We start from the raw sequence: 18,603 nt of genomic DNA on the forward strand, positions 1-18,603 counted from the left end.
GCCTCCTGGGGTGGAGTTCCAGGTTAGATCAGATGGCGCAGGTACGTGTGCGGGTCGTGAAGGAACCGCTGCCAGTTCGACACCAGATCGAGGTCCTCCCAGCTCGAGGCTCGGATTCCCCATTCTCCGATCTCGAGCAGGTTGGCGTTCGGCAGCGCCGCGATGATCGGCGAGTGCGTCGCGATCACCGCCTGCGCGCCGGATTCCACCAGCTCGCCGAGCAGCGCCGCCAGTGTCAGGGTTCCTTGGAAGGAGAGTGCGGCATCGGGTTCGTCGATGAGATAGAAGCCGCCGTCGGAGGTCCTCGACGACAGGATCTCGAGCAGCGCCTCACCGTGGGAGAGGTGATGGTAAAGCGGTTCAGGTCGCTTGGGATTGGGGTTGTCCTCCAAGTACGTGTACAAACCGTGCAGGGTTTCGTCTCGGAGGTAGTACGCCCACTTCGATGCGCCGGGACTCCGCTCGACCACAAGGTCGAGGCCGCCCGGTTCACTCGATCGAGTCTGATGCCGCGTATTGGTCGACCCGCCTTCGGCATTGAGACCGAGAACGGCGGCAAGAATTTCGATGACGGTCGACTTTCCCGCTCCGTTTTCGCCGACCAGAATGGTGACACCCGGTGGAAGTTCGAGACCGTCCTGAACGATCTGCGCAACAGCGGGTACCGTCATCGGCCAGCTGCCTACGTCGGCGCCCGACGATGGCCCAGCCTTGATGCGGCGGATGGGTTGTCTCTGCACGGCCATACGTTCTCACAAGGCTCCGACGAGAACGGATGTTAGTGGCGCTGCGCGAGCAATTCGACGATCCGAGCCACGAGATCGAGAGGGATCGGTTTGTTCAGCGGGAACTTCACCGTTGATTTCGCAGCCCGGTAAGGGTCGACGGACTTCTCGAACTCGGCGTCACCCGCCGGGAGCGGGTACATCGAGATGTGGTTTTTCCAGCCTGCGAAGTGAATCAGGTTCTTTCCGTTCACCGTCATGGTCGGCATTTGATAGCTGATGGTCTCATCGAGGCCTGGAACCGTGTTGTGAATCGTCTCGCGGATACTCTCGAGGGCTGGTTGCACGTCGGTGGGAAACGAAGCGATGTATTCGTCGATCGTCGGGAATTCGGCCATGCGCGGATCATAATCGCAGCCGGATTCATTTGGTCCGCCAGAAATCGGGGCGGCTGCCGTCCGCGTCGGTGAACCCGTATTCCGTTCCGAGTTCGCCTGAACTGACCGATCGCTGATTCCATCGCTGTCGATTCGGATCGGCAGCGATGGCCGCGATCGCACGTCCGATGAATCTTGGTGACTCGGAGCGTGCGAAATCCGCGGGCGCAGTCGGACCATCCCGCTCCGGCAACAGAGCGTCCCGCCAATTCGATTCGCCGACACCAAAATTGTCCAGCATCATCTCCGATCGCAGGAACCCGGGAGTGATGGCGACGGCAGTACATCCGAACGGGGCAAGTTCGTGGCCTTGCGAAAATGCGAGCCTGTTCACGGACACCTTGGCCAAGTCGTAGAACACCGAGATACGATAGTTCGATGCGTTGTATTCGGTAGTGCCATCGGTTATTTCGGCGACCAGTCCGCCTGGCCTATCGGTCATGAGCGGCAGGAGGTGGTGCGACGTGGTGATGTGGGTGTCGATCGCCAGGCGCAGAATGTGAAACCCCTTGTCCAGATCGTGTTCCCATACCGGCGTGTTCCACTCCGCCGGCCCACCCTTGAGTAATTCCGCGCCCCAGATGTCGTTGACCAAGATGTCGATATGGTGATAGTCGATTCGCAAGCGTTCGGCGAGATCAGCCACTTGTTTGCTCTTGAGATGATCGACGGCAATCGGCACGCCGACGCCGCCCAGTTCGGTGACCAACTCTGCCGTCTCTTCGATGGTCTCTCCGCGCGGATAGTCCGACTGAAGAATTCCGGCAGATGTGCTCCGACCAGTGCAGATGACGGTTGCACCGGCCTCGCCCAAGGCCGCGGCGATTCCGCGTCCGGCGCCCCTCGTCGCCCCGGCAACTACAGCCACTCGCCCGCGAAGTGCGTCCGGATTCGGTGTCCACGACATTGTTCGATTGTTCTCGCCTGGATTGCTTCGTTCAAGAGTGAACGCGATCTGCGGAACCGAACCTTACTTCGCGGCGTCCAAGGTAGTAATCACTCGGATGAAGGAGGCAGGGGGAGAGATGAATCGTTGTGTGGGGCGCAGTGCCGGTTGGAGAAACGGGATCTCGGGATTGAGTTCCGTTCCGTCAAAAGGAAATTCGCATCGGATCCGGACTCGGCGGGTAGTCGAAAGTCGCCACGGTGAGAAAGTCGTCGACGTACCACCAAGCCGGGAATCGCCGGAAGACGATTCCCGACCGGTGTGAAATCAGATCTGTGAAATCAGATCAGGGAAGCTGCGAGGCAGCGTCCGTATCGAGGAACCAACGTGTCGCAACCAAACCGGTGGCGCCGGCGGACGGCCAGTCCTCGGCCGAAGCACCTCCGACGGCTTTGGCAACGGCCTCGGCCTTTGCAGCACCCGAGACGAGCAGCCAGACCTCTTTGGCTCGCCGAACAGCAGGCAACGTGAGGGTGATCCGCACCGGTGGCGGCTTGGGGGAGTCCGTCACCGCGACTACGAAACGCGCTTCTTCGCGAACAGCGTCGGTGTGCGGGAACAACGAGTTGACGTGTCCTTCGCCGCCCATACCGAGCAGGTGCACGTCGAACGTCGGAACCTGATTCCCGTGTGCCTGAGCGCCCAGCAGTTGTTCGTACGCCGTCGCCGCCCCGTGTGGATCACCGTCGTAGATACCGTCGGATGCGGCCATCGCATGTACCCTGTCGGGATCGACCGGCACATGATCGAGAAGCGCCTCACGAGCCTGGACTTCGTTCCGCTCGGGATCGCCGGACGGCAGGAACCGTTCGTCGCCCCAGTACAGATCGATCTGCGACCAGTCGATGTCGCCGGGAGCTTCACGCAACTTCTCCAGAAGTGCGATGCCGGTTCCACCGCCAGTCAGCACGATGGACGCAAACCCGCGAGCCTTCTGGGCATCGACGATGGTCGTGACCAGGCGTGCGGCGGCAGCGTCGACAAGTTGGCCGGCGTCGGAAAACTTCTCTACGACAACATCACTCATAGGTCACCTTCTCCAATCCGGCCAGAGCTTCCTCGTAGATCTCGTCCGGATCGAGCCGACGCAATTCCTCGGCGAGGCAATCGCGTGTCTCTCGACGACCCAGAGAAACCAGCGCGTCAGGCTGACCGGTGCGGATCAACGTAGCGGTCGTGCCCTCCTGAGGACGACTGATGGAGATGCTGCGAGTCTCGAGCTTCAACTCGACCGTCAGCTCACCCGTACGCCGAATGACCGGACCGTCGATCTTGGCCGCCAACCAACCGGCGAGAATATCCAGTGCCGGTTCGGTTTTGAGACCGGAGACCACCGCTGAGGTGATCTTCTCGTGCGGCGGCTGATCGAGAGCCGACGCGAGGAGCGCGCGCCAGTAGGTGACGCGACTCCAGGCGAGATCGGTATCGCCGGCGGTGTACGACGCGAGTCGCCCCTTGATAGTGGCGGTCGGATCGGGGGCGCCGGTGGCATCGGTGATGCGCCGTATCGCGAGCTTCCCGACGGGGTCCTTCGCCGGAATCTCGGGTGCCTCGAGGGGCCACCACGCGACTACCGGGGTGTCGGGGAGCAGGAACGGGATGACGACGCTGCTCTCGTGGTCCGCAAGCGGACCGTAGAGACGCAACACGACAACCTCCGAGGCGCCGGCGTCCCCGCCGACACGGATCTGAGCATCGAGCCTGGGCTCACTCTGCTCGTCGCCACGCAGAAGCACGATGACGCGGCAAGGGTGCTCGCGGCTTGCTTCGTTGGCGGCCTCGATGGCTTCCTCGGCATTCCCGGTGTCCCTGGTGCAGACGACGAGCGTCAACACTCGTCCCAAGGTGACAGCGCCGCCGGTCTTACGTACCTCGACCAGTTTCTTGCTGACCTGGACCGTGGTGGTGGACGGCAAATCGAGAATCACTAGGGTCGCCTCCATTCGCGTCCGGTGCGTTGCATCATTTCGTCCGCAGACGGTGGTCCCCACGTTCCGGCCTCGTAGGGTTCCGGCTTACCGCCGGCAGCCCAGTGCTCGAGGACGGGATCGAGGATCTCCCAAGACAATTCAACTTCGGCATTCACCGGGAACAGAGACGGCTCGCCGAGCAACACGTCGAGAATGAGCCGCTCGTACGCCTCCGGAGACGACTCGGTGAAAGCCTGGCCGTACGAGAAGTCCATGTTGACGTCACGGACTTCCATGCTCGATCCGGGAACCTTCGAGCCGAACCGCATGGTGACGCCCTCGTCGGGCTGCACGCGGATGACCAGAGCGTTCTGGCCGAGGTCTTCGGTCATCGTCTTGTCGAACGGTAGGTGCGGTGCACGTTTGAACACCACCGCGATCTCGGTGACACGGCGTCCGAGTCGTTTGCCCGTGCGCAGGTAGAACGGCACACCCGCCCAGCGGCGGGTGTCGACCTCGAGGGTGATGGCGGCAAAGGTCTCCGTGATGGAGTCCGCTGCGAAGCCGTCTTCTTCGAGGAGCCCGACCACCGGCAGCCCACCCTGCCAGCCGCCCGCGTACTGGCCGCGGGCGGTGGTCTCGTCGAGGGGCTCGGCAAGGCGAGTAGCCGAGAGGACCTTGATCTTCTCCGCCTGCAGATTGAGCGGCTCGAAGCTGATGGGTTCTTCCATCGCCGTGAACGCGAGCAACTGCAGCAGGTGGTTCTGGATCACGTCACGGGCCGCGCCGATGCCGTCGTAGTACCCCGCGCGTCCACCGAGGCCGATGTCCTCGGCCATCGTGATCTGAACGTGGTCGACGTAGTGCGCGTTCCAGATCGGATCGAACAACTGGTTCGCGAAGCGCAGAGCCAGAATGTTCTGGACGGTTTCCTTACCGAGGTAGTGGTCGATACGGAAGACCGTGTCCTCGGGGAACACCTTGTTGACGACGGCGTTCAGTTCGCGAGCGCTCTCGAGGTCGTGGCCGAACGGCTTCTCGATGACGACTCGTCGCCACTGACCGTCCTCGGCCTGCGCGAGGCCCGACGCCGACAGTTGCTCGAGCACCTGAGGAAACGCGTTGGGCGGAATCGCAAGGTAGAAACCGTGATTGCCGCCGATACCACGTTCGTTGTCGAGCGTGGCCAACGTGTCGGACAGGTTCTGGAAGGCCTCGGCCTCGTCGAAACTGCCCTCCACGAACCGGATACCTTCGGCGAGCCTCTCCCAGACGTCCTGACGGAACTTGGTGCGAGCGCCGTCCTTGACTGCTTCGAGGACGACGTTCGTGAAGTCCTCGTCCGTCCAGTCACGCCGGGCGAACCCGACCAGAGCGAATCCGGGCGGCAACAGTCCACGGTTGGCGAGGTCGTAGATGGCGGGCATGAGCTTGCGCCTGGCAAGGTCGCCGGTAACACCGAAAATCACCAGGGCGCAGGGCCCCGCAATGTGCGGAAGCCGTTTGTCGGTGCTGTCCCGAAGGGGATTCACCCAATCTGATGCCGCCGCGGAATCGCTCACAGGCTCAGCTCTTCTGGGTTGCTGCGCGGAGCTGCTCGGCGGTTGCGTCGAGCAACTCGTTCCAGGACACCTCGAACTTGTCGACGCCCTCTGTCTCGAGGACCTTGAACACGTCCGCAAGATCGATGCCGACTGCAGCGAGCTGATCGAAGACCGCCTGTGACTCCTGAGCGGTGCCCGAGATCGTGTCGCCGGTGATCTCGCCGTGGTCGGCGAGAGCGTCGAGCGTCTTCTCCGGCATGGTGTTGACCGTGTTCGGCGCAACCAACTCGGTGACGTAGAGAGTGTCGGGGTAATCCGGGTTCTTCACGCCGGTCGACGCCCACAGCGGACGCTGAGCCTTGGCGCCGTCGGACAGAAGAGCCTGGAAGCGCGGCTGCACCTCGAAGATCTGCTGGTACGCGTTGTACGCCAGACGCGCGTTTGCGAGTGCAGCCTTGCCACGAAGCTCGAGGGCTTCCGGCGTGCCGATTGCCGTGAGGCGGTTGTCGATCTCGGAATCCACGCGGGAGACGAAGAACGAGGCGACCGACTCGATGGACGAGATGTCGCGGCCGGCAGCCTTGGCGGTGTCCAGACCTTCCAGGTATGCGCCCATGACTGCCTCGTAGCGCTCGACCGAGAAGATCAAGGTGACGTTGACGCTGATGCCCTCACCGATCACCTTGGCGATGGCGGGAATGCCTGCCAGCGTCGCGGGGATCTTGATCAGGACGTTCGGACGATCGACGATCTTGTGCAGCTCGATCGCCTGCGCGACGGTGGCGTCGGTGTCGTGTGCCAGGCGAGGATCGACTTCGATGGACACGCGGCCGTCGACGCCGTTCGACGCCTCGAACTGCGGAGCCAGGATGTCGCACGCAGCACGCACGTCGTCGGTGGTCACCGCGGTGATGGTGGCGTCGACATCGGCGCCGCGCTGTGCGAGCTCACGGACCTGAGCGTCGTACGCCGATCCCTTGGACAGTGCCGCCTGGAAGATCGACGGGTTGGTCGTGACACCCACGATCGACTTCGTGTCGATGAGGTTCTGCAGGTTGCCGGACTGGATGCGATCCCGCGAGAGGTCGTCGAGCCAGATGGAAACGCCTGCAGCGGAGAGCTTTTCGGTATTCACGTTCTGTGTCATCGAGATCATCCCTTCACAGCTGCGAGGGAGCGCTGCGCGGCTTCGACAGTCGCGTCGGCAGTGATGCCGAACTCCCGGAACAAGGTCTTGTAATCGGCGGAAGCGCCGTAGTGCTCGAGCGAGACGGCCTGACCGGCGTCGCCGAGGATGCGCCACCACGGCATCGCGATGCCGGCTTCGACGGACACACGCGCGCGCACGGCGGGCGGAATGACCTCGTCGCGGTACGCCTGATCCTGCTCGAGGAACCAATCGAGGCACGGCACGGAAACGACGCGGGTTGCGACGCCCTGAGCTTCGAGGGTTTCGCGAGCCTCGGTGGCCAGATGCAGTTCGGAACCGGTCGCCAGCAAGATGACCTCGGGCGAACCGTTGGCTGCGTCGACGAGGACGTAAGCGCCGCGCTTGACACCCTCGGCAGCCTTCTCCTTGGTGCCTTCGAGAACCGGGATGTCCTGGCGAGTGAGTGCCAGAGCCGTCGGGCCCGTCTTGTTCTCGAGTGCTGCCTGCCATGCGAACGAGGTCTCGTTGGCGTCACCCGGGCGGACGACGGCGAGGTTCGGGATCGCACGAAGAGCAGCGAGGTGCTCGACCGGCTGGTGGGTCGGGCCGTCTTCGCCGAGACCGATGGAGTCGTGGGTCCAGACGTAGGTGACGGCAGTCTTCATCAGTGCGGCCAGGCGAACCGCCGGACGCATGTAGTCGGAGAAGACCATGAAGGTTCCGCCGTACGGGCGGGTGGGTCCGTGAAGCGCGATGCCGTTGAGGATCGAGCCCATCGCGTGCTCGCGGATGCCGAAGTGGAGCGTGCGGCCGTAAGGCTGCGCATTCCAGTCGTTGGTGGAGATGGAGAACGGGCCGAACGAATCTGCGCCCTTGATGGTGGTGTTGTTGCTGCCGGCGAGGTCGGCGGAGCCGCCCCACAGCTCGGGCAGGATCGGTCCGAGCGCGTTGAGTGCCGAACCGGAGGCCTTGCGAGTCGCAACGCCCTTGGCGTCGGCCTCGTAGGTCGGGAGAGCGTCGGCCCAGCCGGCGGGGAACTCACCGGCGAACAGGCGGTCGAAGAGTTCCTTGCGCTCGGTCTCACGTGCAGCCCACGCGTCGAACTCGACCTGCCATGCCTTGCGTGCGTCGGCGCCGCGGGAGACGACCTCACGGGCGTGAGCCAGAGCGTCGGCGTCGACGTCGAAGGACTTGGCCGGATCGAAGCCGAGGGCTTCCTTGACCGCTGCAACTTCGTCGGCACCGAGAGCGGAGCCGTGGACGTCGCCGGTGTTCATCTTCTTCGGAGCCGGGAAACCGATGATGGTGCGGAGCAAGATGATGGACGGACGATCGACGACGGCCTTGGCCGCGGCAACCGCGTCGAGGATGCCGGAGACGTTCTCGCCACCTTCGACGTGCTGAACGTGCCAGCCGTACGCCTCGTATCGCTTTCCGACGTCTTCGCCGAGAGCGATGGTGGTGTCGTGCTCGATGGAGATCTTGTTGTCGTCGTAGAAGACGATGAGGTTGCCCAGTTCCTGGACACCGGCGAGGGACGAGGCCTCGGACGTGACGCCTTCTTCGATGTCACCGTCGGACGCGATCACGTAGATGTGATGGTCGAAGGGGGAGGAGCCGACCGGGGTCTCCGGATCGAACAGCCCACGCTCACGACGCGCGGCCATCGCCATACCGACTGCGGACGCAAGGCCCTGGCCCAGCGGACCGGTGGTCATCTCGACGCCGACGGTGTGGCCGACCTCGGGGTGGCCGGGGGTCAGTGCGCCCCACGTCCGGAGAGCTTCGAGGTCAGCGAGCTCGAGGCCGTAGCCCGACAGGTAGAGCTGGGTGTACAGCGTCAAGGATGAATGGCCACAGGAGAGAACGAAGCGGTCACGGCCGACCCATTCTGCATCCGAAGGATCGTGGCGCATGACGCGCTGGAAGAGGGTGTATGCCAACGGCGCCAAGCTCATTGCAGTTCCGGGATGGCCGTTGCCGACCTTCTGAACCGCGTCGGCGGCGAGCACGCGGGCGGTATCGACAGCCTTGGTGTCCAGGTCGGTCCAGTCCGAGGGGTGGACGGGTTGCGTGAGGACGTGGATCTCGTCTGTGATCGACACTGGCAGATGTCTCCTGACATGGTGTACGTGGATTGCGAGGGTGGGGTGTCCCTCCACTGCGTAACCCAGCCTAATGGTCCTGGCTGTCCGGGTCGATTCGGTTCCTCAATGGCTGCGGTCTACCATCGTTCGTAGTAGAGAACAGTGTCAGCAGTGTGTCGTGAAGAGTTAGTGCGGTAACGCGTGGTGCAAGGAGAGAACGTGCGGACAGGGCAACAGCCGAGCGGACATGGCTTCGGCAGCCCAGGTGCCGCCCCGCGGGCGACCAATACCGATACGGTGTGGGGTCGCGCAACGGGCAAGGTTCTGGCTTATATCGCGCTCACGAAGCCGCGAGTGATCGAATTGCTGTTGGTGGCAACCATTCCGGCAATGCTGCTGGCCGATCGCGGAACAGTCGACATCGTTCTGATCCTCAGCACCCTCTTCGGTGGCTGGATGGGCGCGGCGAGTGCGAACTCGCTCAACTGCGTCGTCGACGCCGACATCGACAAGGTCATGAAGCGCACGGCGAAGCGTCCGCTGGCCCGCGAGGCGGTGCCGACGCGCAACGCGCTCGTCTTCGGGCTCCTTCTCGGACTCGCGTCGTTCCTGTGGCTGTGGTGGCGAGCCAACCTCTTGGCCGGCATCCTCGTCGTGATCACGATCGCGTTCTACGTCCTCATCTACACGATGGTTCTCAAGCGTCGTACCTGGCAGAACGTCATCTGGGGTGGCGCAGCCGGATGTATGCCCGTCCTCGTGGGCTGGGCCGCTGTCACCGGTTCGCTGAGCTGGCAGCCCGTCGTGCTGTTCCTGATCATCTTCTTCTGGACGCCGCCGCACACCTGGGCGCTGGCGATGCGATACAAAGAGGACTACAAAGCTGCCGGTGTTCCCATGCTTCCGGTGATCGCCACCGAAGAGCACGTCACCAAGCAGATTCTGTTCTACAGCTGGGCAATGGTCGTCACGACGCTTGTCCTCGTGCCCGCATCGGGAGTCATCTACGCCGCCATCACCATCGTTGCCGGTGCGTGGTTCCTGCTCATGGCACATCAGCTGTACCGCAGCGTTCGCGGTGGTGCTCAGGTCAAGCCGCTGCGCCTGTTCCTGCAGTCCAACAACTATCTTGCGATCGTCTTCGTCGGCCTCGCTGTCGACTCGGTGCTCGGACTCCAGACGATCAGCGACATGCTCAGCTGATTCTGCTGTGCGCCTTTACTAACCGCGGGCGGTTAATAAAGGCGCACAGCACTTCGCTAGGGGATCAGAACGATCGACCCGGTCGTTGCTCTACCTTCCAGATCCCGATGGGCTGTTGCCGCGTCGGCGAGGGGATAATCGGCGCCGACACGAATATCGAGCTTCCCGGCCGCAATGGCGTCGAAGACATCGCCGGCACGCCAGGTCAGTTCCTCTCGAGTGCGAATGTGATGCGCGAGCGTCGGACGCGTCAGGAACAGCGAACCCGACGAATTGAGCCGCTGCGGATCGACAGGCGGAACCGGTCCACTGGCCGCACCGAACAAAGCGACCGTGCCGCGGATGCGCACGGAAGCCAAGCTCGAATCAAAAGTTGTCGCGCCGACGCCGTCGTATGCCGCCGCTACTCCTTCGCCGCCGGTCAACTCCCGGACTCGCGCTGCGATGTCCTCGTCGTACCGCAGAACCTCCGAGGCACCGGCGCCGCGCGAGAGTCCTTCCTTTGCATCCGATGACACAGTCGTGATGACCTTCGCCCCGAGGCTGACGGCCATCTGCGTCAGGATCAACCCGACGCCGCCCGCGCCTGCGTGCACGAGCACGGTGTCGCCGCTCTGGATCGGATACGTCGACTTCGCGAGGTAGTGCGCTGTCATCCCCTGCAGGAGCGCCGACGCTGCGGCCGATGCCGGGACACCGTCAGGCACTTTCACTGCGACTGCGGCGGGAACAGCCACCTTCTCGGCATAGCTGCCAGTGGCAGCGGCCCACGCGACCCGGTCGCCCACGGAGAATTCGTTGACCTCGGAGCCGACAGCTTCGACGACACCGCTGCCCTCGTCGCCGGGAATGTAGGGGAGCGGACGCTTGTACTGGCCCATTCGGAAGTACGTGTCGATGAAATTGATGCCGATCGCTTCGGTCTTGACGAGTAGATCGCCTGGGCCGGGTGTCGGTTCGGGTTGTTCGGTCAGAGTCAGAACCTCTGGTCCGCCGGTCTCGGTCACGTAGATGGCTCGCATGGTTTCTGTTCTACACCCGAGGCGGCCGACGCTCAGTCCATGCCTGGTGTCGCTTCCGGGCTACCGACCAGTATTGTCGAGTCATGAGCACCGATACCGAGAAGTCGGACGCCACCCCGTCCGCGCCGGAACTGCCGAAGTCCACGGTGAACGCCATCACCAAGTTCGTCGCCGAGCACGGCGGCTCCGCCAGCGCCGTCATCCAGCCGGTCGGCCTGGCCGGCGTTCGCATCACCCTCGTAGGTGCCGACGGCATCCTCGGTGATCAGGTCGTCGAGGACCTCGCCACGGCCAATGCCGTCGTTGCGTCCTTCGACAACGTCACCGTTGCCGAGTGGGAGCGCGAACTGACGAGCATCGTCACCCCGCAGGAAGGTCATTTCAAGAAGATGGCCGGTTGGGTCGCCAACCAGACTCGGTTCCCGAAAGCTCGCAACGAATCCTGAAATGACGTGTGGGGCGTAGGAACACCTTTTGGTGTTCCTACGCCCCACACGTGTCTTGAAGCGTCAGACAGCTGGTATCGGCGAATTGGTCGGCGTGTACTGGCGGGTCTTACCCGCAGCCCAAACTGCTGCGGTCGCAGCCGTGCACAGTCCTGCACCGGCGACGTGCATGATCACCAGAACTTCCGGCACATCGGTGAAGTACTGCACGACACCGATGAGCGACTGCGCGAGGATCAGTCCCAGCAGGACCTTCAGACGGATCTTCACGGCTGCGGATGTCCCGACCGCATACAGGCCGAAGGTCAGACCCACGACCAGCGCGAGATATCCGACCAGAAGCTGTGAGTGCAGATGGACGAGCGTCACGATCTCGATCTCCAGGCGAGGCACCGTCCGGTCCAGTCCCTTGTCGCCGGCGTGCGGGCCTGCGCCCGTTACGAGAGTTCCAGCGACCAAAACGCCGGCGAGCGCGACACCTGACAGCGCGGTAAGCCAGCGCAACGGCTTCGGCATCACGACCAGAGTTGTTGCTTCGTCGGGTTCCGCGATCTTCGCGTACATCACCGTGGCAACCCAGACCATCAGCATCGACGCAACCAGGTGAATGGCGACCGTCCACCACAGCAAGCCTGTGAGGACGGTGATACCGCCGATCACTGCCTGAACGACAGTGCCGAGCGGCATCATCCAGGCGTAGACAAGCACCTCTTTGCGTCGGCGAGCGCGAGTCACCGCAAGCACGATCGCAGCGGCGACGATGACGACCAGGAAGGTCAGCAGGCGGTTGCCGAACTCGACGGCTTGGTGAATCACCGCGACCTGTCCGTGGCCGACCGGGACGAAGCTACCGGGGAAGCACTGCGGCCACGTCGGGCAACCGAGTCCCGAGTCCGTCACGCGCACCACCGCGCCGGTGACAGCGATGCCGCCCTGCGTCAGGATCACGATGAACGCGATGATTTTCTGCGTTTTCAGCGAGGGGAGAGGTAGTCGATCCACCAAGCGTAAAAATCCGGCATACACACGATTCACCACGCCAACGATCGTAGTTCCCCATCAACTACACAGTGTCGTTGGGGCCAGCTCGCTCCGCGCCTGCCCCGCGTCGTTGGGGCCAGCTCGCTCCGCGCCTGCCCCGCGTCGTTGGGCCCCCTCGCTCCGCGCCTGCCCCGACTCGACGAGACCAGAACTGCGCAGCCGTGGGGCCAGCTCGCGTCAGTTCGCGCGAACTCGCACGATTCCCGAGATCGTTCCCTGGAAGTACTCGCCCGACTCGGTGATGAGTGCAGACATCTGAAGGGTGTCGTTGAGGATCGTCGACGGCAGCGGAGTCGAACCGATCTGCGACCCGTCCTTCGAGTCGATCACCGCGAAGGAGTAACCGTCCAGCGGAGAGGTGTTCGGAGCACCGTCTCGTGTCACGGTGTAGATCGAGCCGTCAGCCGTCGAGAGGTGGGGTACCGCGGAGCTGCGAATCGTGTTGTCCCACACGACATGGCAACCGACCGGATCGATGTCGACGCGGGTCATTCCGCCGTTGAAGGGTGCCGTGGCGGGGACCGCTGGACCGGCACCTTCAGGAGTCGTGGGGTACGGGTATCCGTAAGTGCCGGCGACGTAGACGGAATGACCGATGCCGACGGGGGAGTTCTCGCTGCCGCTCGGTGAGCCGTCCTGGCTGGCAGCGGACAACACCGGCTGCGTGCACACCTCGGCGCCCGTGTCAGCGCGATAGACATGCAAGCTCACTGTCGGGTGGGCGTTGTCGACGATGGTCAAGAAATCGCTGCCCGTCGACGGGCCGAAGTATGTCGGCGTCGATCCGGTTCCCCAGCTGAGCTGACCCGGATTACGGGCCGGCCCGCGGTCGTACGGCTGACGCCAGTCGATGACGACCTCGTCGCCATTTCGCTTCAGTTGGTAGAGCGCGTGGGTCGTTGCGACGGCAGTGCCCGTCGGGGAGGTGGAGATGCTGTTCTGCACCTGTTCACCTTCGGGGAGCGCAATGCTGTGCGCGATTCGATCCGCGCCGACATACCCGACGGTGCCGTGCCCGGTGGCGAACCAGACATTGCCTTCCCAGTCCGGAGCGAGGCCGGTGACGTTGTCGTCGGCGGCTACCGCACCACTGAGATCGACTACATCCGCGAGTTCCAGCCGCCAACTGCCGTCCGGATTCTGCGCATGGGAAATGCGGACCAGTTGACGGTTTCCGTCGACGGCTACGAGACGGTTCTCGTTGTCGAGGTAGGCGTAGACGCCGCCGAGCAGACTGCCCTTCGCGAGCGGCAGTTGTGCTACGGATCTACCCAACGGCATGGCGTCGGCCTTCGGATCGATCAAATGGATGGTCGGGATCTGGCCGATCATCGTCGTGCAGAGCGAGACGACCATGCCGTCGGAACCCTGGAGGACCGTCGGGCAGGCGGCCATCATCGGGAAAGCAGTCACCTCGTGGGGGCCGGTTCCTGGACCGGGCAGCGGAGTGACGTCGGACGAGCCCGCGTCACCGTGCATGGTGGAAGTACCGACGGGACCGAGGTACGGATTTGCAGGTGCGAGTGGACCGGACACCGAAGGGGTCGCCGTTGCGGGTCCGGCACACAACATGACTGTTGCGGCCACACAGCCGACGATCTGAGCTGTCCGTCGTGTACTCACGTGAACTTGAACCACCTTGCTGCGCAGACTCCGGCCACTGCGGCCCAGATGAGTAGTACGAGAATCGAAAACCAGTCCATCGAGGTGTCGAGGGCCGCTTCGAGTGCGTGTGCGAGAGCGCCGGACGGAACAATGCGGACCAGCGTGTGAACAGCGGTCGGAAGTTCGCCGCTGGCGAAGACCACACTGCCGATGCCCACCATGATGAACCACAGGATGTTGGCGAGCGCGAGAACGATCTCTGCTCGCAAAGTACCGCCGAGCAGTAGGCCAAGCGCTGCAAATGTGACAGTACCGATGGCAATGACCACTGCACCGAGTACAAGTTCGACGAACGACGGACGCCATCCCAACGCCAAACCGATAGCGCCGAGCAAGAGTGACTGCAGAGCCACGACGATGATGACGGCAGCGCTCTTGCCTGCGATGATTCCCCACCGCGGTAGCGGCGTTGCACCGAGTCGCTTGAGCGCGCCGTATCGGCGGTCGAATCCGACGGCGATGGCCTGTCCGGTGAACGCCGTCGACATCACGGCAACCATCATGACACCAGGGAGCACGGTATCGACCCGAGAATCGCCCAAATCGCCGATCGGGAGTAGACACAGTCCGATGAGCAGGGTGATCGGGATGAACATGGTGAGCAGCAATTGCTCACCGTTGCGGAGCAGAAGAGTCAGCTCCAGTTTGGTCTGCGCCGCCAGCATCTTGGCCGCCGAATTGGGGCGGGGATCCGGCGAGAAGGTGCGTGGCTCGAAGCGGTTCTCGGCGAGCCGTCGGTCTCTGGCAACGCTGATGGGACTGCTCTGGCCGTTCGACGCTGTTTCGTTCATGACCTTGATCTCCGTCATCCCCTCAGTTCCCGGCCCGTCAATTCGAGGAAGACGTCTTCCAGACTCCGTTGATCGACGCGAATGTCGTTGATCAGCACGTCCTGATCGGCACACCACGTTGCGACAGTCGCCACGGTTGCCGGATCGATTGCACCTTCGACGACATAGGTGCCGGGGTTGGATTCCTCGATGCGGAACCCGGCGAGTGAACCGGCCAGCGAATCGAGGCTCAAACCGGGAACCGTCGTCAGACGGAGTTGTCCTTCGGCGCCCTTGCTGGTGACCTCCGCCGGCGTTCCCGACGCGACGATCTTGCCGTGGTCGATGATGACCAGTTCGTCGGCGAGCGCTTCGGCCTCGTCCATGAGGTGTGTGGTGAGCAGGACGCTCACGCCGTCGCGTCGCAGAGCATCGATGAGTTCCCACACGAGCAGGCGCGCCTGAGCGTCGAGGCCGGCGGTGGGTTCGTCCAGAAATACCAACTCGGGACGCCCGACCAGCGCGCACGCCAGGGACAGTCGTTGCTGCTGGCCTCCGGAGAGGCGGCGGTACGGGGTCTTGCGCGCATCGGTGAGGCCGAGTTTGGAAAGGAGCCAGGCGGGATCGAGCGGGTCGGCCGAGTATGCGGCCACGAGGTCGAGCATTTCCCCGGCCTTGGACCCGGGGTACGCGCCGCCGCCCTGCAGCATGACGCCGATTCGCGAGCGGACTTCACCGGAGTCGGCGATGGGGTCGAGACCGAGCACTCGAACCGTGCCGGCATCGGGGGTGACAAACCCTTCGCACATCTCGACGGTGGTTGTCTTGCCGGCTCCGTTGGGGCCGAGCAGGGCAACGACCTGGGCCGTCTCGACAGTGAGATCGATACCGTCGACGGCTCGAACACCGTCGAAGGACTTGACGACACCCTGGATCTGTACCGCCGGCGTCGACGATCTGGAGGCTCTCGAGGTCACGGGGAATCAGCGTAAGCCCCCGCCGAGTTGTCTTCGTCTACCGGTCCGCCTTTCGTGATCTCCGCTACTGGCTTGTCGCTACGCCAGGGGAGTGAATTGCGGGTGAAGACGATGAGCGTTCCGGCGGTGAGGATGGTCGCGATGACGGCCTGCACGATCATGAACGGAAGGTATTCGGCGCCGTTGGACATCAACATGACGCTGACGATCGAGGTGAAGACGACGGCAGGGATGCGGAAAATCGGCGCGGTGGCCCACGCCGCCAACGGAAGGATCGCCCACAGCAGGTACCACGGCTGAACGACGGGGAACAGGAGAACGATCGCGCCGAGCGCGATGCCGAGTCCGCCGACCGGATGGATGCGGCCCATGTAGACCGAGATCATCATCCGTGCGGTGACGAGCATGGCGACGAGAGTTGCGATGGGCCGCGTGATCGTGAGGATCGCCGTCGTGTGATCGCCGAGTCCGAGCAGTACGCCTGCCAATCCCGTGCCGACGCCCAGGAGCGTCGGGATGGACATCCAACTCCGGACTGCCGTGGCGGTGTCGAGGGTGTTGATCCAACCCATACCGAGCCCACTGGCCACGCTGATGACAAACGTGACGACAGCGGCAACGATGCCCAGGAGAATCGCGGCTCCCGCCAGGGCTTTCCAGGTTCCACCCCAACGCCGGGCCAAGGCCATGCCGACAAATCCCAGTGCAAGCAAGGACGGAATTTTGACGGTCGACGACAATGCGATCAAACCTGATCCCGCAACGAGATAGAACAGCGCTCGCCCACGGATGGGCCCGGACCCTTCGACTGCGCGAAGAGCGATCTCGATTCCGGCGAGCATCAACCCGAGCATGAGTGCTTCGTTGTGGATGCCGGCCACCAAGTGGAAGAGCAACAGCGGGTTCGCGGCACCGAGCCAGAGCGAACTGACGGCAGAGACACCGCATCGCTTGGCCAGTCGCGGTATCGCCCACACGATGAGCGCGACGCCGGCCAATGCGAGCAAGCGGTGCAAGAAGATTCCGGCCACGATGTTGTCGCCGGTCAGTGAGCTGATCCCGCGTCCCAGCCACAGGAAGAACGGACCGTACGGAGCCGGGGTGTCGCGCCAGATCGTCGGAACCGTGCGGGTGAGAACGTGGTCGACGCCCAGTGCCGCCTTGGGGCCGATGGCGTACGGATCGAGTCCACGGGCCGCGATTTCGCTTTGAGCCAGATACGAGTAGACGTCGCGGCTGAACATCGGCGGTGCGACCGAGAGCGGCAGGATCCACAGCAGGAGTGTGCGGTCCAACTGGGAACGGGTCATGCGCCGCGGTGCGCCGGAACGGCTGCGTATGTCCCCGACTGCAAATCGGCCCATCATCAGCCAGGCCAGAACGACGAGCACGGTTCCGGTCATCGTCATGGTGAGTGAGACCGTCGGCATACGTCCGGGAAGGCTGAGGACTCGAAGTCCTGCGGTCGGATTCTGCAGGACGGGTTGTGCGCCGGCGCCGAGCGCTCCGACTGCCATCAAGACCGCGCCGGTTGCGCCGAATCGGCGAATCCCTCGCAGTTGTGCGGTTTCCTTCGCGTTCAGGCCCGGGCGCTCGTCCTCGTCGCCGTGCAGCACCGCGGCCATACTCTGCCGGGGAGCGGATCCGAAAGGTCGAACGCCGATTGTGGAAAGCGCGAGTGCCTTGGGTTTTTCCAGCAGGATCGCGCGCGCCGATCGGGCGGTCGTCGTCTTCTCGGGGGTCTGCGGCACACCAGGCAGCGTAGCGGCTCCATCCAGCCGGACAGACAAGCACAAACAACGTACGTTGTCCGGATATTCCCGAATGTAATGCAGGTTGCCCTTAGTAGACCTGCGAAAAGAATTCCGTCACACTTGTGTTGTGAAAAGAAATGCGTCAGACCCACGAAGCAAGGAAGTTGCAGGTCAGCCCACTGTAGCGGCCTCGCCGAGTGCTGCCGCAAATCCGGTGACAGTGAGCGTCGAAGGTCAGACGCGGGCGGCAGTGGTCAAGCTGCTACTCGAAGAAGGCCCCATTACCGCCTCCGAAATCGGCACGCGCCTCGGTTTGAGTGCCGCAGGTGTCCGACGTCACTTGGATGCGTTGATCGAGTCCGGCGAAGCCCGAACTGCTTCGGCGTCGTCGCTGCGTCAGCGTGGACGAGGTCGTCCCGCCAAGCAGTTCCAGATCACCGCGACCGGTCGCGGCCGCCTCGGCCACACCTACGACGATCTGGCGGGAGCCGCGATGCGGCAACTCCGTGAAATCGGCGGAGACGCGGCAATCGAGGAGTTCGCCAAGCGTCGGGTTCAGGCGATCGTCGGAGACGTCGAACCGGCTGATCCGACAGATGTCGACAACGTCGAGGCGACAGCGGACGCAATCGCCGAAGCCTTCAACGCGGTGGGGTTCGCGGCGTCGACCCGGCCGGTCGGCAACGGCGTGCAGATCTGCCAACACCATTGCCCGGTTTCCCATGTGGCAGAAGAGTTTCCGGAACTGTGCGAGGCAGAGCAGCAAGCATTCCGGCAATTGCTCGGGACTCATGTTCAGCGTCTGGCGACCATCGCCAACGGTGACTGCGCCTGCACGACGCACGTGCCCCTCGTGTCCACTGGGAGTAGATGACCGGACCAGAGTGTTCTACAGAGCGTTGCCACCGTGCAGCGTTCGAATAGAG

General features: G+C 63.5%; 17 protein-coding genes. 3 read left to right on the forward strand and 14 right to left on the reverse strand.

Annotation, left to right across the window (positions count from 1 at the left end):
- Nucleotides 1-23 precede the first annotated feature (23 nt).
- The 8 genes from ACN50D_RS04675 to tkt all read right to left on the reverse strand — a co-directional run bounded on the left by ACN50D_RS04675 (nucleotide 24) and on the right by tkt (nucleotide 8,817).
- Nucleotides 24-746: an AAA family ATPase gene (locus tag ACN50D_RS04675; protein WP_064444586.1), complete on the reverse strand. Its 723-nt coding sequence runs from the start codon at nucleotides 744-746 to the stop codon at nucleotides 24-26.
- Nucleotides 747-778: 32 nt separating this feature from the next.
- Nucleotides 779-1,123 (reverse strand): iron chaperone, encoded by a 345-nt coding sequence (locus ACN50D_RS04680; protein WP_211920197.1) that lies wholly within the window; start codon nucleotides 1,121-1,123, stop codon nucleotides 779-781.
- 25 nt (nucleotides 1,124-1,148) lie between these two features.
- Nucleotides 1,149-2,069: an SDR family oxidoreductase gene (locus tag ACN50D_RS04685; protein ID WP_064075321.1), complete on the reverse strand. Its 921-nt coding sequence runs from the start codon at nucleotides 2,067-2,069 to the stop codon at nucleotides 1,149-1,151.
- A 325-nt stretch (nucleotides 2,070-2,394) separates the two neighbouring features.
- On the reverse strand, nucleotides 2,395-3,135 hold the full coding sequence (gene pgl, locus ACN50D_RS04690) for a 6-phosphogluconolactonase (protein WP_007727943.1): 741 nt from the start codon (nucleotides 3,133-3,135) through the stop codon (nucleotides 2,395-2,397).
- On the reverse strand, nucleotides 3,128-4,036 hold the full coding sequence (gene opcA / locus ACN50D_RS04695) for a glucose-6-phosphate dehydrogenase assembly protein OpcA (RefSeq protein WP_003944921.1): 909 nt from the start codon (nucleotides 4,034-4,036) through the stop codon (nucleotides 3,128-3,130). Before opcA ends, pgl begins: the two co-directional genes overlap by 8 nt.
- Nucleotides 4,036-5,580 carry a glucose-6-phosphate dehydrogenase gene (gene zwf / locus ACN50D_RS04700; RefSeq protein WP_030536404.1) on the reverse strand — a complete coding sequence of 515 codons (1,545 nt, stop codon included), beginning with the start codon at nucleotides 5,578-5,580 and terminating at the stop codon, nucleotides 4,036-4,038. Before zwf ends, opcA begins: the two co-directional genes overlap by 1 nt.
- A gap of 4 nt (nucleotides 5,581-5,584) precedes the next feature.
- Nucleotides 5,585-6,709: a transaldolase gene (gene tal / locus ACN50D_RS04705; protein WP_064114350.1), complete on the reverse strand. Its 1,125-nt coding sequence runs from the start codon at nucleotides 6,707-6,709 to the stop codon at nucleotides 5,585-5,587.
- Nucleotides 6,710-6,714: 5 nt separating this feature from the next.
- Complete coding sequence (gene tkt, locus ACN50D_RS04710) at nucleotides 6,715-8,817, reverse strand: transketolase (protein WP_003944976.1); 2,103 nt, start codon at nucleotides 8,815-8,817, stop codon at nucleotides 6,715-6,717.
- A gap of 201 nt (nucleotides 8,818-9,018) precedes the next feature.
- On the opposite strand from tkt, the gene ACN50D_RS04715 reads away from it, so the two are divergent.
- A complete protein-coding gene (locus ACN50D_RS04715; RefSeq protein WP_003944994.1) occupies nucleotides 9,019-10,002 on the forward strand; it encodes a heme o synthase in 984 nt (327 codons plus the stop codon).
- Between the two features lie 56 nt (nucleotides 10,003-10,058).
- Here the strand turns inward: ACN50D_RS04715 and ACN50D_RS04720 are convergent, their stop codons facing one another.
- Nucleotides 10,059-11,024, reverse strand: a complete 966-nt coding sequence (locus ACN50D_RS04720; protein WP_007727939.1) for a quinone oxidoreductase family protein — start codon at nucleotides 11,022-11,024, stop codon at nucleotides 10,059-10,061.
- Nucleotides 11,025-11,107: 83 nt separating this feature from the next.
- Here ACN50D_RS04720 and ACN50D_RS04725 point away from each other — a divergent pair, with 83 nt between their 5' ends.
- Complete coding sequence (locus tag ACN50D_RS04725) at nucleotides 11,108-11,470, forward strand: hypothetical protein (protein WP_003945032.1); 363 nt, start codon at nucleotides 11,108-11,110, stop codon at nucleotides 11,468-11,470.
- Between the two features lie 63 nt (nucleotides 11,471-11,533).
- Here ACN50D_RS04725 and ACN50D_RS04730 read toward each other — a convergent pair whose 3' ends face one another.
- From ACN50D_RS04730 to mptB, 5 genes are all read right to left on the reverse strand, one after another.
- Entirely contained in the window at nucleotides 11,534-12,508 is a 975-nt protein-coding gene (locus ACN50D_RS04730; protein ID WP_021332987.1) for a COX15/CtaA family protein, read from the reverse strand.
- Nucleotides 12,509-12,688: 180 nt separating this feature from the next.
- Nucleotides 12,689-14,083, reverse strand: coding sequence for a hypothetical protein (locus ACN50D_RS04735; RefSeq protein ID WP_249342699.1), 1,395 nt, complete (start codon nucleotides 14,081-14,083; stop codon nucleotides 12,689-12,691).
- Nucleotides 14,084-14,130: 47 nt separating this feature from the next.
- Nucleotides 14,131-14,967, reverse strand: coding sequence for an ABC transporter permease (locus ACN50D_RS04740; RefSeq protein ID WP_370852751.1), 837 nt, complete (start codon nucleotides 14,965-14,967; stop codon nucleotides 14,131-14,133).
- A gap of 14 nt (nucleotides 14,968-14,981) precedes the next feature.
- A complete protein-coding gene (locus tag ACN50D_RS04745; RefSeq protein ID WP_007727917.1) occupies nucleotides 14,982-15,923 on the reverse strand; it encodes an ABC transporter ATP-binding protein in 942 nt (313 codons plus the stop codon).
- The gene (gene mptB, locus ACN50D_RS04750; RefSeq protein WP_003944776.1) at nucleotides 15,920-17,674 is read right to left on the reverse strand and encodes a polyprenol phosphomannose-dependent alpha 1,6 mannosyltransferase MptB; all 1,755 of its coding nucleotides are present in this window, start codon (nucleotides 17,672-17,674) and stop codon (nucleotides 15,920-15,922) included. The genes ACN50D_RS04745 and mptB overlap by 4 nt, the downstream gene beginning before the upstream one ends.
- A 130-nt stretch (nucleotides 17,675-17,804) precedes the next feature.
- On the opposite strand from mptB, the gene ACN50D_RS04755 reads away from it, so the two are divergent.
- Nucleotides 17,805-18,551: a helix-turn-helix transcriptional regulator gene (locus ACN50D_RS04755; protein WP_269455348.1), complete on the forward strand. Its 747-nt coding sequence runs from the start codon at nucleotides 17,805-17,807 to the stop codon at nucleotides 18,549-18,551.
- Nucleotides 18,552-18,603: the final 52 nt, after the last annotated feature.

The organism is Rhodococcus sp. SB1D (assembly GCF_048573875.1).
Classification (GTDB): domain Bacteria; phylum Actinomycetota; class Actinomycetes; order Mycobacteriales; family Mycobacteriaceae; genus Rhodococcus_F; species Rhodococcus_F qingshengii.

Bases quoted from the DNA above. Each gene is read 5' to 3' on its own strand.
- pgl (WP_007727943.1), bottom strand. From the start codon at position 3,135: ATGAGTGATGTTGTCGTAGAGAAGTTTTCCGACGCCGGCCAACTTGTC.
- ACN50D_RS04680 (WP_211920197.1), bottom strand. From the start codon at position 1,123: ATGGCCGAATTCCCGACGATCGACGAATACATCGCTTCGTTTCCCACC.
- ACN50D_RS04685 (WP_064075321.1), bottom strand. From the start codon at position 2,069: ATGTCGTGGACACCGAATCCGGACGCACTTCGCGGGCGAGTGGCTGTA.
- ACN50D_RS04720 (WP_007727939.1), bottom strand. From the start codon at position 11,024: ATGCGAGCCATCTACGTGACCGAGACCGGCGGACCAGAGGTTCTGACT.
- ACN50D_RS04725 (WP_003945032.1), top strand. From the start codon at position 11,108: ATGAGCACCGATACCGAGAAGTCGGACGCCACCCCGTCCGCGCCGGAA.
- ACN50D_RS04675 (WP_064444586.1), bottom strand. From the start codon at position 746: ATGGCCGTGCAGAGACAACCCATCCGCCGCATCAAGGCTGGGCCATCG.
- ACN50D_RS04735 (WP_249342699.1), bottom strand. From the start codon at position 14,083: ATGTTGTGTGCCGGACCCGCAACGGCGACCCCTTCGGTGTCCGGTCCA.
- tal (WP_064114350.1), bottom strand. From the start codon at position 6,709: ATGACACAGAACGTGAATACCGAAAAGCTCTCCGCTGCAGGCGTTTCC.
- ACN50D_RS04740 (WP_370852751.1), bottom strand. From the start codon at position 14,967: ATGAACGAAACAGCGTCGAACGGCCAGAGCAGTCCCATCAGCGTTGCC.